The organism is Corynebacterium vitaeruminis DSM 20294 (genome assembly GCF_000550805.1).
Classification (GTDB): Bacteria; Actinomycetota; Actinomycetes; order Mycobacteriales; family Mycobacteriaceae; genus Corynebacterium; species Corynebacterium vitaeruminis.
The window spans coordinates 1,972,366-1,985,421 of record NZ_CP004353.1; the positions used below are offsets into that span (position 1 = coordinate 1,972,366).

Below are 13,056 nucleotides of genomic sequence, written 5' to 3' on the forward strand. Positions count from 1 at the left end.
TCGGTGCCTTTGGTGTGTCTGGTTTATCTCGGATGACGCAGCCCCGGCGCAACCCGCCGTGCAACGCAACCCGCAACGGTTAAAAAGTATAGCCCATCTCCCCCGCGCTTTCCCAACGAGTTCGGGGTCGACGAGCCGAAGGCGTCGAAAAGCACGAACCCCGCCGCGGGAAGCGACGGGGAACTATGCGGAAAGGCTACTTAGTTGTTGCCCTCGTTGTTGGTCGACGGTGCAGAGGTACCGCGGGACTCCAGTTCCTCGAGCTGGGACTGCAGCAGGGACTTCAGGCGGGTACGGTACTCGCGCTCGAAGCTGCGCAGCTCGGAGATGCGGTTCTCCAGAACCTTCTGCTGCTGGGTGACCGAAGCCATGATCTGGGTGTGCTTGCGCTCTGCGTCCTCCTGCAGGGCGTTGGCCTTGTCGGTGGCCTGCTTGATCTGGGCCTCGGCGCGGGAGTTGGCGTCGGAGATGGTCAGCTGGGACTTCTTGGTGGCCTCGTCGACCATGGTCTTGGAGCGGTTCTCCGCGTCGGCGACCAGGGACTTGGAACGTGCGTCTGCCTCGGCCAGCTGCTTCTCGGCGCGCTGGCGGGCGTCCTCGAGGGTTGCCTTGGAGCGGGAATCTGCCTCGTTGATCTGCTTCTCGGCGGCGGCGCGGGCCTCGTCCAGCATGGACTGGGACTCGTTGCGGGCCTCGGCGGTGAGGCGGTCGGCCATCTCCTGGGCCATGCCCAGGACCTTCGCTGCCTGCATGTGGGTCTCGGCGGTGGCGATGCCAGCGCCCGCGGCGGCTGCCGGTGCGGCGACGGCCGCGGCCTTCTGGGTGGCTGCGGGAGCAGCCGCAGCGGCCTTCTTCGCATCCGCCTTCGCTGCCTCCGCCTCGGCCTTGGCGGCCTTGGCCTCGGACTCCGCCTTCTCCTGTGCCTTCTTCGCGTCCGCGAGCTTGGACTCGTACTCAGCCTTGACCTTGGCCTCGACCTCCGCGCGCAGGGCCTTCTCGTCCACCTTCGGGGCGGCGGCCGCGGTGGCGGTGGTGCCGGCACCCTTGGCCTTCGCCTGCTCGAGCTCAGCCTTCAGCTCCTCGACCTGCTGGCGCAGGTTGTCGTTGTCATCCTGGAGCTCTTCGAGGCTCTCCTCGATCAGGTCAAGGAACTGGTCAACCTCGTCCTCGGCATAGCCGCGCTTGCCGATTGGTGGCTTGTTGAAAGCGATGTTGCGCACATCGGCCTGAGTCAAAGGCATGGAGCTATATCCCTTCAAGATTCATCGACTCGCAGACGGGGTGCCTACGAACGCTTTTATCTGAACACATTAACTCACAGTATGGCACGTTTGCCACACGTGGACAGTGACAAACGCTGCATTCGGGCGACAAAATCCCCGTATTTTGCGTTCAAAGGGGAGATTAAGCCTCCGAATTTTACTGAGAGCACGATGAGCATTTTACCCCCTGCACCTGCCCCCTTTCCGGGTTTCCGGCAGCATTTTCGGGCGGCGCCAGACCGTTTCTGAGAAAAGAACATCAACCCGATAGCCCCTTGACGGGGAGGGGAATCGGGGTTGTTATTTTTCCGTTATTGCGGTTTATTTCGGATTCGAAATTAATCTGCAAAGTTCGGTTAAGCCAGCGCCACCCGCAGGCCAATCTGCAGCACCTGGAGCAGGAAGAAGAGCACGAGCACGGACACGTCGAGTGCGACGTTGCCCATCTTCAGCGGCGGGATGATCTTGCGCAGCGCCTTCACCGGCGGGTCGGTGATGACGAAGAGGAACTCGGCGATGACGACGAACCAGCGCGGCGCGCGGAAGTTGCGGGAAAAGGAGTGGATCATTTCCACGAGGATCCTGCCGATGAGGGCGAGTACGTAGAGCTCAACCACCCAAAACAGGATCTCATAAATGGCGGACATGTTTTCCTTTCGCTTGTCGACGCCTATCGGCCCCCACGTTAATACTGCGGGGCGCCGAGCGGTTCATTCTCCTACCCCAACGCGGGCACCGTTTCCAAAGTTCCCTGCCCGCCTCCCCGACTTCACCCGCACGACCTCACCCGGTTTCGATGCCGGGCTAGGGCATTTCTTGGCGCGAGGTGAGCAACCTTGGCCGTCGGAAAGCGAAAAAGCCGCGCCGAGGACAACCCGGCGCGGCCTTGACAAGCAGTGAACTAGCGAACGCCCGCGGTGCGCTCCAGCTCGGCGGTGGTGACGTCGGCGTCCTTGGGCACGATCGCGAACACGCCGGTGTCGATCTTCTTCATTTGGCCGTACACGGCGAAGCAGAGGCCGGCGGCGAAGTCGACGATGCGCTTGGCCTCGACGGCGCCGAGGTTGCGGATGTCGAAGACCACGGCGTCGCCATCACGGAAGGGCTTGCCGATGGCGGCGGCGTCGGAGTAGGAGTTGATGGTCACCGGCACGATGGTGGCCGGGAAGCTGCGGTCGAGGTGCGTCTCGCGCGGCTCGCGGACCTCGCGCTCGTAGGAGGGGCGCTCGTCGTAGCGCGGCTGGTAGGCCACGGATCCCTCGTAGCGCGGCTCCTCGTAGTAAGCGTCGTCGCCCTCGAGCTCGTACGGAGTGAGGCCGAAGAACTCCTTGGTCTTCTTCACAAATGACATGGTGTGTCCTCCCAATTTTTGTGTTCGCCTCTAGACCGTTTTCGCCTAAAGCGCGAGGTTGTCGGTGTGTGCTTCCCCGTGTTTCAACGTTGGTTTCAACTTAACTGCCAGCGCATGATGCCGTTTGTTTCGACACGGGCTTTTTGTTTTTTAGTTAATTCTTAAAACACTTCGGGTCCGCTTAAGGCGGACCGCCGAGATCCAGGGGCTATTGCAGCCAGACCAGACCGGCCTGTCGCCCCGTGACCCCCTCGCGACGATAAGAGAACAGATCCTTGTCCTCGATCGTGCAGCGCGGATCGGCGTCGATGGATCGCACCCCGAGCGAGAGCAGCTGGCGGACCAGCCCCACCCGGATGTCCACCCCGGTGGTGCCCTTGGCCGTCGTGGTGGTCGAACCCGGCAGGTGACGCTCGACATCGGCGGCCATCTCCGCTGGAACCTCGTAGTTCTTCCCCGAGGCGGCGGGCCCGAGCAGCGCGTGGATGTTGGCCGGGGTGGCGCCGAGGCCCACCATGGTCTCCACGGTCTTGGCCACGATGCCGTTGCGCGCGCCCAGGCGGCCCGCGTGCACGGCCGCGACCACGCCCGCCTCCGTGTCGGAGAGGAGCACCGGCACGCAGTCGGCGACGAGCACCGCCAAAGCCAGACCCTTCTCGGTGGTCACGAGGGCGTCGGTGACCTCCACCGGCGACTGCTGCGGGCCGTCGACGACGGTCACGGTGTTGGAGTGCACCTGCTCCATCCAGACGATGCGATCCGGGTCGAGCCCCACCGCCTTGGCCAGGCGGAGCCGGTTGGCGTTCACGGCCGCGGGCTCGTCGCCCACGTGATCGCCCAGGTTGAAGGAGCCGTAGGGCTCCTTGGAGACCCCGCCCTTGCGGGTGGTGAATACCTTGCGCACCGGGCGGGTGCCGAGGTCGATCTCTGCCACTGCGTTTCCTCTCAACCTAGTGGGCGATGCTTGGGGTGGGCGTGCCTAGCGCAGGAAGTCCGGGACGTCGATGTCGTCGACGCCCGCGTCGCGATCCTCGCGCGGCTGGAACTGCTGGCTGTCCTCGCGGTTGGTGAACAGGCCGTTGCGCGACTGGTGACCCGGCTGCGCCGGGGCCTGGCGCTGCTCCTGCTCGCGGCGGTGGCGGGCGTTGTCCTCGCCGAACAGGGAGGCACCCTCCTGCGCCGGTGCCGGGGTCGGGTTCGGCACGGCCGCCGGGGCCTGCTGCTCGGGGGCGGCCGCAGGTGCGACGTTGTTGCGGGCGCCGTCGAAGCCGGTGGCGATGACCGTGACGCGGACCTCATCGCCCAGGTTGTCGTCGAAGATGGTACCGAAGATGAGGTTGACGTCCTCGTCGGACTTCTCCTGAACCATGGAGGCCGCGTCGTTGACCTCCTGGATGCCCAGGTCGGAGCCGCCAGCGATGGACAGCAGCACGCCGGTGGCGCCCTCCATGGTGGACTCCAAAAGCGGGGAGTTGATGGCCTCGGTGGCGGCCACCATCACGCGGTTGTCGCCACGGGCGGAGCCCACGCCCATGAGGGCGGAGCCAGCGTCGGCCATGACGGAGCGGACGTCCGCGAAGTCGACGTTGATGAGGCCCGGGATGGTGATGAGGTCGGTGATGCCCTGGACACCGTTGTGGAGCACCTGGTCCGCGGCGCGGAAGGCGTTCATCATGGTGAGGCTGGCGTCGCCGAGCTGCAGGAGGCGATCGTTAGGAATGACGATGAGGGTGTCACAGACCTCTTTCAGCGCCGCGATGCCGTCCATGGCCTGGCGGGTGCGGCGCTGGCCCTCGAACTTGAACGGGCGGGTGACCACGCCGACGGTCAGCGCGCCCATCTTCTTCGCGATGGAGGCGACCACGGGCGCAGCACCGGTGCCGGTTCCGCCGCCCTCGCCAGCGGTGACGAAGACCATGTCGGCGCCCTTGAGGGCCTCCTCGATCTCCGACTTGTGGTCCTCAGCGGACTGGCGGCCGACCTCCGGGTTGGCACCGGCGCCGAGGCCGCGGGTGGCCTCGCGTCCGATGTCGAGCTTGACGTCGGCCTCGGAGAAGATGAGCGCCTGGGAATCGGTGTTCACCGCGATGAACTCGACGCCCTTGAGGCCCTCCTCGATCATGCGGTTGACGGCGTTGACGCCGCCGCCGCCGACGCCGACCACCTTGATGACGGCGAGGTAGTTATCTGGGGAAGTCATGTAAGAGACTCGCCTTTCCTTTTAAGAATTAACTGCTTGTCGCTGGGCACCGCGGAAACGACGAAAACCGCGGAACCGCACTTCATCCATCATGGGTGAAACTTCCCCAAAATGCTGGCACATTTTCGGCGGCGTGTCGGTACCCTCAACCATTACTTTAGGGTTTTGACGTGCGCTTTTGAGCTGCCTCTCAGGTGACCCGCGGCGGTCACCGCCGCGTTTGCGCAGGTGCGGCGGCGTCGTGGAAAAGGCTTCCCGCGAGGGCGGGGCCGGTGCCTTCGCGACCGCGCCCCGCGGAAGAATTGCAAAAATTTTCTCCCGAAATATTCGTGCCTTGATCCGCCCCAACGAAAGTTCTCCCCCGCTTCCCCACTTGGGCACGCCGCGATAAACCCCCGCGATACGTGCGGTATCCGCGGGGGTTCTCGTTTCCTAGCGCTTGATCGCGATGGTGGGCGCGCCGGAGACGTCTAGGGAGGCCTCGGGGCGCGTGAGCGCGACCTTCGTGGCCACCGCTTTATCGGCCGCGTTGTCTACCGAGCCCCAGTAGACCTTCTTGTCTGGGCCGATCTGGAGGGTGATCTCGTATTGGCTGGGCGCCTGCACCGCGGTGACCTGCGCGCGGGTGGCGTCGTCCAGGGCGCCGAGCGCGCTGGCCACGGCCGCGAAGACCTCCTGGTTGTCGTCGTTTTGGCCGGTCACCTCGGGCGTTCCCGCGGGCGGATCGGCGATGAGGAACGCCTGCCCGGTCGAGTCGATGAGGTGGGAGCCGTCCGAGCGCTTGGCGTACATGGCCGCCGTGCGCTCGTGGACCTCCACATGCAGCGTGGAGGGATAGGACTTGGACACGGAGACGGACTCGACCCAGGGCAGCGCGCTCACGCCGCGGGCGGCCGACTGGGCGTTGACGCGCAGCAGGTTGTCCCCCACCGCCACGCCGGTCGCGGCCTCGATGTCCTCGACCGCGGTGTTGACCTGGCCCTCCACCTTGAAGCCGCCCACCTTGAACACCGGCACGAACCACGCCGCCGCGGCGAGCGCCACGAGCAGGATGACGATGGCCGCCGCGATGAGCGGCTTCTTCCGTGCGCGCATGGGGTGATGCGTCCTTTCCCTGATAGTGGTGGCGGTGGCTTTAGTCGTCGGCACGCTCGGGGTCGAGCGCGCGGAGGATTTCGTCGGCGAGCATGGTCACCGAGCCCGCGCCCATGGTGAGCACGAGGTCGCCCGGCTTGGCCACCTCGGCAATGCGCGCGGGCACGGCGGAGAAGTTGGGCTCGAAGATGACCGGCTTGGTCACGTGCTCGGTGATGATGCGGGAGTCGACGCCCTCGACGGGGTTCTCGCGCGCGCCGTAGATGTCGAGGACGATGACCTCGTCGGCGAGCGAGAGGGCCTCGGCAAATTCCGTGGCGAACTCCATCGTGCGCGAGTACAGGTGCGGCTGGAAGGCGACGACGATGCGCCCGAAGCCGCGCGCGGCGAGCTTCTCGCGCGCCGCCTTCATCACCGCGGTGACCTCGGTCGGGTGGTGGGCGTAGTCGTCGTAGACCTCCACGCCGCGGTAGTCGCCGGTATCCACCCGGCCGTGGAACTCGAAGCGGCGGCGCACGCCGCTGAACCCGCTGATGCCCTCGGCGAGCTTGACCAGGTCGCCGCCCGCGAGCACGCCCGCGGTAAGAGCCGCGGCCGCGTTCTTGACCATGTGCTCGCCGGGGATCTTCAGGTCCACGGCGATGGCGGTGCCGAGCACGGTGATCACGGCATGGGTGCCGCCCTGCGGGGTGACCTCGATGCTCTCGATGACGGTGCCCACGATGTCGGGGTGAGCCTCGGCCGCGGCGCGCGTTCCGTAGCCGGAGACGGTGACGCGGTCTTTCACCCGCTCCCCCAGCGCCGCCGCGTGCGGGTCGTCGAGGCAGACGACGAGGCGGCCGGTCTCGGTGAGCCGGTCGGCGAAGTCCTCGAACACCTGGAAGTAGGCCTCCGGGGTCTTGAAAAAGTCGAGGTGATCCGGCTCGATGTTGGTGACCACGGCGATGTCCGGCTTGTAGCGCAAGAGCGAGGCGTCGGACTCGTCGGCCTCGGCGACGAAGCACGCGCCGGTGCCCTGGTGGGCATTGGTGCCCGCCTTGTTGAGCTGGCCGCCGATGGCGAAGCTCGGGTCCATGCCCGCGGCCTGCATCGCCACCACCGTCATGGAGGTGGTCGAGGTCTTGCCGTGGGTGCCCGCGATGAGCACCTGCGTGGAGCCCTCGAGCAGCTCGCCCAGCAGGTCGGAGCGGCGGATGACCGGGATGCCCTCCTCGCGGGCGCGCACCAGCTCCGGGTTGTCCTGCGGGATGGCGGCGAACGAGGTGACCACCACGGTGGGCAGCTGGCCTGAGATCTCGAGGTTCTCCGCGGCGTGCCCCACGGCAACCTTTGCCCCCATCGCACGCAGCGCCATGACCGGGCGGGAGTCCTTGACGTCGGAACCGGACACGGTCGAGCCGCGGGAGAGGAGGATGCGCGCGACGCCGGACATGCCCGCGCCGCCGATGCCGATCATGTGCACCCGGGAGAGGTCGATTGCTTCTGGTGCGGTCACTGGTTGTACTTCCTTCTTAAGAATGAAACAGGTCTCGTTCTTTTTGCGCTTGTCGACGCTACGCTGGCTATCCCTGGTGTTCCGCCGCCGCGAGGATCTTCCCTGCGATGACGGCGGAGGCGTTGCCCAGCCCGGAGCCGCGCACGACCGCGCGCATCTTCTCCAACGTCTCCTGGTTCCCGAGGATCTCGGTGACCTGGGTGGCAAAGGCGTCGCCGTCGAAGTCGGCGTCCTGGATGATCCGGGCGCCGCCCGCCTCGACGATGGCGGTGGCGTTGCGGCCCTGCTCGCCGTTGCCGTGCGGCAGCGGGATGTACACCGCCGGCACGCCCGCCTGGGTGTTCTCGGCGACGGTCATAGCGCCCGCGCGGCAGACGATGAGGTCGGCCACCGCGTAGGCCGCGGCCATGTCGTTGATGTAGGAAAGCGGGACATAGCCCGCCTTGGCGTCGGGAAGCGAATTCTTTTTGCCGACCGAATGCAGCACCTGGATGCCCGCGGCGAGCACGCGATCGATGCCGCCGGCCACCGCCCTGTTGAGCGACGCCGCGCCCTGCGAGCCGCCGGTGACTAGGACCGTGGGCTTGTTCGCGTCGAGCCCCCAGGTGTTGAGGGCGCGCTGACGGGCGATGACCGGGTCCTCCTTGAGCGACTGGCGCAGCGGGATGCCGACGACCTCGCCGGGAATGCCGGAGTCCGCCACCGCGTTGAGCCCGGTGCCGCCGAGGCGAATGCCCAGCTTGTTGGCCATGCCCGCGCTGGCGTTGGCCTCGTGAACGAAGAAGGGGATCTTCAGCGAGCGGGCCGCGATGTAGGCAGGGGCGGAGACGTAGCCGCCGAAGCCGATGACGGCGTCGGCATGGTACGCCTTGAGGATGTTGCGCGTCTGCCGGATCGTCTTAATGAGCCGCCCCGGAAGCTTGAACAGGTCCACGCTTGGCTTGCGCGGTACGGGGACCGGGTCGATGAGCTCGAGCTGGAAGCCGCGCTGCGGGACCAGGGTGGTCTCCAGCCCGCGGGTGGTGCCCAACGCCGCCACTGTTGCGCCGCGCTCCTTCAACGCCTCCGCCACGGCCAGGGCCGGCTCGATGTGGCCAGCCGTGCCGCCGCCAGCGACGATGATGTGTGGGCTCATATTATCTTCTTCCTTCGTAGCGTCCCCGACCGAAGTCATCGGGATGATTCCTGTCTCTACTGTAGCGATCGTCCGCGACACCGCGGCGCCCGCCCTGGGGGCCGCGCTGCGGGGTGGTGCCTCGCGAGTCGCCGCCCCGAGGATAGGCTCCGCGGGGGTTACCTGCGCGCTGATTCTCTGCACGCTGGCCGCGCTGGCTTCCTTGCGCGGTCCCCTGCCCACCGCGCTGGTTCCGGCCGCGCGGGTCGGCGGCACGGTGGCGCTGGTCCACGGCGCGCTCGTCGCGGAGGGCCGGGCGCGAGGCGCCGGCGTTCGGGCGCGGCGCCGGGCGCGGCGAGCGGTCGGGGACGGCCAGGCGCCAGGCGGGCACGTCGCGGTCGAGGTCGCGGTTATCCGGCTCGCGCAGGAGGAGGATCTGGTCGATCGCCGGGCGCCCGTAGGAGGCCATCGCGGAGATGGCCTCCGGCTCATGGCGGGCGCAGTTGGCGAGGATGCCCATCGCGCCCAGGGTGATCACGGCCGAGGTACCACCCGCGGAGATGAGCGGCAGCTGGATGCCGGTGACCGGCAGCACGCCGATGACATAGCCGATGTTGATGAACGCCTGGATGACCACGCCGAGCGTCAGCGTCGCCGACAGCAGCGAGAGGAACTGGTTGTTGGACCGGCGGGCGGTGCGCAGGCCGATCACCCCGAGCAGGCCGAACAGGAAGATGATGATGCCAGCGCCGAGGAGCCCGAGCTCCTCACCGACGATGGCGAAGATGAAGTCGTTCTTCGCCTCGGGAAGGTAGAACCACTTCGCCCGCGACTGGCCGAGCCCGACGCCTAGGAGCGAGCCGTCGGCGAGCGAGAGGAAGCCCTGGTAGCTCTGAAATGCGATGCCCTTGGTGTCCTCGAAGTGCCCGATGAGCGCGTCGAAGAAGACGGTGAAGCGGTCTGAGCGGTAGCCGCCGCTGAACAGCAGGTACAGCACGGCGAGCAGGCCCATCACCGCGATGATCGCGAGGAAGCGCAGCTCGAGCCCCGCGAAGACGAGGAGCACTGCGACCACGAGTAGGAAGGACATCGACATGCCGGTGTCGCCCTCGGCGAAGATCAGCGCCGTGATGAGCATGGACACCAAACCGAAGTGGACCAGCTTGTTCTCCCGCCACGGGGCGTGCGGGTCGCTGTCTGCCAGATAGTGCGCGCCCCACAGCGCGATGACCACGCGGGCGAGCTCCGAGGGCTGCAGGCGAAGCGGTCCGATCACGATCCACGACTGCGATCCCCACTCGAGGCGGCCGGTGCCCACGCCTGGGATGAGCACGGCCACCAGCAGAAGGATCGAGACGATCAGCGCGGCGGTGGCGAACTTCCGCAGAGTGCCGGGTCTCGTGCGCAGGGCGAGCCACATGACCACGAGGCCGAGCACCACCATGAACGACTGCTTCAGCGCCGTGGAGAAGACGTTCTGGTTGTCGATGACCGACCAGGTCATCGAGCTCGACAGCACCATGATGACGCCGACCACCGTCAGCGCCCCCACGATCGTGAGGATGAGGTAATAGTCGGTCAGCGGGCGCGTGCGCCACTCGGCGAGCTGTTCGCCCAGTATCTGCAGGAAGCTGCGCTTGGGTTTCGCCGCCTTGCCCTGGCGCGCCGACGCCTGCCGGGGCGCAGGAGAACCGGATGAGGGAGACCGCAGTGGTTCGCGTGGGGTGGTCAAGTTCTCTCCCAAGGTGGTCGGAGTCGGTGAGCTGCTTCAAGCATAGGGGTCTAGGCTGCCACAGTGGTTTTCAAACGCCACAGTACCAACGTCTGAAACGGGTTCTAGGTGTTGTCCACCATCGAGGCGATCGCCTCGGCGAACATGGTGCCGCGCTGCCCCATGCCGGAGAACATGTCCAGGCTCGCCGCCGCCGGGGCGAGGATGACGGCGTCGCCGCCGCTGGCCTGGGCCACCGACCACGCCACGACCTCGTCGATCGCCGACTGCGGGTCGGTGGACTCGGTGGACATGATGACGGCGTCGGGGGCGAACCGGCGGACCGAGCTAGCGATGAGCTCGCGGTCGACGCCGAGGAGCGCCACGGCCTTGAGCCGGTGGGCGTGCGCCTGGATGAGCGGGTCGATCTCGGCCCCCTTGAGCTGGCCTCCGGCCACCCAGACCACGCTGTCGTAGCCCGCGAGCGCGCTGTCGGCCGCGTGGGGGTTGGTGGCCTTCGAGTTATCGATGGCCACGATCTCCTCGCCCGAGGCGTCGCGCCAGCGGCCCACGATCTGCCCGCGGTGGCCCGCCACGTGAAAGTCCTGCAGCGCCTGGGCGATCGATTCCGGGCTCGCGCCCTCCGCGCGGGCCGCCGCCGCGGCGGCCAGGGCGTCGTACACTCCCGCCGGGCCGGGAGGCTCGATGCCCTCGACCGGGGCGATGACCACCGAGTCGCCGTCGCCGGCCACGCCGCTGCGGTCCACCAGCTGGCCGTCCTTCACGCCGACCTGCCCCGGCTCGGGCTCGCCGAGAGTGAAGCCGACCGGCGTGATGCCCAGCCGGGCCACCTGCTCGCGGACGTGCTCGTCGTCGATGCCCGCGATGGCCACCTTACCGCGCAGGACCTTGGCCTTGGCCTCGGCGTAGGCGGCGAAGCTGCCGTGCCAGTCGATGTGATCGTCGGCCAGGTTGAGAAGGACGCCGACGTCCGGGGTGAGCTCGCTCGACCAGTGCAGCTGGAAGCTGGACAGCTCGGCGACGAGCACGTCGACGCGCTCAGGGGCAAGCAGCGCCTCGGAGATGGACACGCCGATGTTGCCTACGGCGAGCGCCGAGAACCCGGCCTGCTTCATCATCGCGGCGAGCATGCTCGTGGTGGTGGTCTTTCCGTTGGTGCCGGTCACCACCATCCAGGTGCGCGGCGCGCCGAACACGCCCGCCCGATCGAGGCGGTAGAACAGCTCCACGTCGCCCACGACCTCGAGCCCGGCCTCCGCGGCCTGGACCAGCAGCGGCGAGTCCGGGCGCCAGCCCGGGGAGGTGACCACGCCGGAAAACTCGCCCATCGCACCGGCGGCCTCCTCGACGCTCATCGTGCGGGCACCGGTGGCCTCGCTGGCGCGGTTGAGCGCCGTGGGATCGGAGTCGACGAGGACAGCGTCCACGCCCAGGTCGATGAGCAGGCGCGCCGCCCCCACCCCGGAGACGCCAGCGCCGGTGACCATTACCGGCCCGCGGAGAAGAGCGATGTCGGATAGTCCTGCGGTGTTGATGCTGTGGCTCATGGGAAGTCCTCGGTCGAAGTAGAAGTGGTGGGTAGGAACGGGAATGAAGTTGTAGGAAGTGAGCGAAAAGGCGGGGCCGCAAGGCCCCGCCAGTACGGGAGTGGTCGGCGGCTAGAAGCCCGCCAGCCCCAGCCACTCGCTGTAGAAGATGGAGGCGCCGATGAGCGCGGCGACCGCCGTGACCAGCCAGAAGCGGATCACCACGGTGGTCTCGGCCCAGCCGCCGTTCTCGAAGTGGTGGTGGAAGGGCGCCATGCGGAAGATGCGGATGCCGCGGGTCTTGAACCCGAAGACCTGGATCACCACGGAGGCGGCCTCCATGACGAACAGCGCGCCGATGATGATCATGAGCAGCTCGGTGCGCGAGGTCACGGACAGGCCTGCGACGAGGCCGCCGAGGGCGAGCGAGCCGGTGTCCCCCATGAAGATCTTCGCCGGGGCGGCGTTCCACCAGAGGAAGCCGAGGCAGGCGCCGAGGCCCGCGGCGGCGAGCACCGCGAGGTCGAGCGGGTCGCGGACGTCGTAGCAGCCGGGCGCCGCACCCTCCGCGCAGCCGTTGCGGAACTGCCAGAAGGTGATCAGCGTATACGCGCCCATGACGATCGCGGTGCTGCCCGCGGCCAGGCCGTCGAGGCCGTCGGTGAGGTTGACCGCGTTCGACCACGCCGAGATGAGGATGTACATGAAGATGAGGAAGATGATCGTGCCCACGATCGTGCCGCCGACGGCGAGGTCGATGGTGTCTAGATCGCGCAGGTAGGACAGGTGGGTCGAGCCCGGGGTAAGCCCGTCCTCGTCGGGGAACTGCAGCACGAGGAGGCCGAAGATGAGCGCGATGGCCAGCTGGCCGATGAGCTTGGCCTTTTTGTTCAGTCCCAGGTTGCGGCCCATGTAGAGCTTGATGAAGTCGTCGGCGAAGCCGAGCCCGCCCAGCGCCAGCGTCAGCCCCAGCACAAGCACGCCGGAGACGGTAAAGCCCTGGGTGCCGTTGAGCTCGCCGTAGATGCCCGCGACGATGTATGCGACCGTGATGCCGATGAGGATGGCGATGCCGCCCATCGTGGGCGTGCCCCTCTTGCGCAGGTGCGACTTCGGACCTTCCTCGCGGATCTCCTGGCCGAGCCCCTCCGCACTGAAGCGACGAATGAGGATTGGCGTGACGAAGATCGACACCAAAAGTCCAATCGCTCCCGCCAGAATAATCTGGGTCACTGTCTGCTCACCTACTGTTTCTCGTGTTCACTAATGATTCGTTGCCGC

General features: G+C 67.1%; 11 protein-coding genes. All 11 read right to left on the bottom strand.

The genetic code is table 11. The features are described 5' to 3' along the window. Nucleotides 1-200: 200 nt before the first annotated feature. Nucleotides 201-1,241: a DivIVA domain-containing protein gene (locus B843_RS09010; protein WP_025253186.1), complete on the bottom strand. Its 1,041-nt coding sequence runs from the start codon at nt 1,239-1,241 to the stop codon at nt 201-203. A gap of 377 nt (nt 1,242-1,618) precedes the next feature. Continuing rightward, nucleotides 1,619-1,909 carry a YggT family protein gene (locus B843_RS09015; RefSeq protein ID WP_025253187.1) on the bottom strand — a complete coding sequence of 97 codons (291 nt, stop codon included), beginning with the start codon at nt 1,907-1,909 and terminating at the stop codon, nt 1,619-1,621. Nucleotides 1,910-2,163: 254 nt separating this feature from the next. After that, the gene (locus B843_RS09020) at nt 2,164-2,613 is read right to left on the bottom strand and encodes a cell division protein SepF (protein ID WP_025253188.1); all 450 of its coding nucleotides are present in this window, start codon (nt 2,611-2,613) and stop codon (nt 2,164-2,166) included. 208 nt (nt 2,614-2,821) lie between these two features. Continuing rightward, nucleotides 2,822-3,547: a peptidoglycan editing factor PgeF gene (gene pgeF / locus B843_RS09025; RefSeq protein WP_155895134.1), complete on the bottom strand. Its 726-nt coding sequence runs from the start codon at nt 3,545-3,547 to the stop codon at nt 2,822-2,824. 45 nt (nt 3,548-3,592) lie between these two features. Beyond that, complete coding sequence (ftsZ, locus tag B843_RS09030) at nt 3,593-4,813, bottom strand: cell division protein FtsZ (RefSeq protein WP_025253189.1); 1,221 nt, start codon at nt 4,811-4,813, stop codon at nt 3,593-3,595. Between the two features lie 432 nt (nt 4,814-5,245). Continuing rightward, nucleotides 5,246-5,908: a cell division protein FtsQ/DivIB gene (locus B843_RS09035; protein WP_025253190.1), complete on the bottom strand. Its 663-nt coding sequence runs from the start codon at nt 5,906-5,908 to the stop codon at nt 5,246-5,248. 40 nt (nt 5,909-5,948) lie between these two features. After that, nucleotides 5,949-7,364 (bottom strand): UDP-N-acetylmuramate--L-alanine ligase, encoded by a 1,416-nt coding sequence (gene murC, locus B843_RS09040; RefSeq protein WP_051483574.1) that lies wholly within the window; start codon nt 7,362-7,364, stop codon nt 5,949-5,951. A 106-nt stretch (nt 7,365-7,470) separates the two neighbouring features. Then, nucleotides 7,471-8,538, bottom strand: a complete 1,068-nt coding sequence (murG, locus tag B843_RS09045; protein WP_025253192.1) for an undecaprenyldiphospho-muramoylpentapeptide beta-N-acetylglucosaminyltransferase — start codon at nt 8,536-8,538, stop codon at nt 7,471-7,473. A 1-nt stretch (nt 8,539) separates the two neighbouring features. After that, on the bottom strand, nt 8,540-10,138 hold the full coding sequence (locus B843_RS09050) for an FtsW/RodA/SpoVE family cell cycle protein (protein ID WP_025253193.1): 1,599 nt from the start codon (nt 10,136-10,138) through the stop codon (nt 8,540-8,542). 215 nt (nt 10,139-10,353) lie between these two features. Next, on the bottom strand, nt 10,354-11,796 hold the full coding sequence (murD, locus tag B843_RS09055) for a UDP-N-acetylmuramoyl-L-alanine--D-glutamate ligase (RefSeq protein WP_025253194.1): 1,443 nt from the start codon (nt 11,794-11,796) through the stop codon (nt 10,354-10,356). A 111-nt stretch (nt 11,797-11,907) separates the two neighbouring features. Beyond that, the gene (gene mraY / locus B843_RS09060; protein ID WP_025253195.1) at nt 11,908-13,008 is read right to left on the bottom strand and encodes a phospho-N-acetylmuramoyl-pentapeptide-transferase; all 1,101 of its coding nucleotides are present in this window, start codon (nt 13,006-13,008) and stop codon (nt 11,908-11,910) included. Between the last annotated feature and the right edge of the window lie 48 nt (nt 13,009-13,056).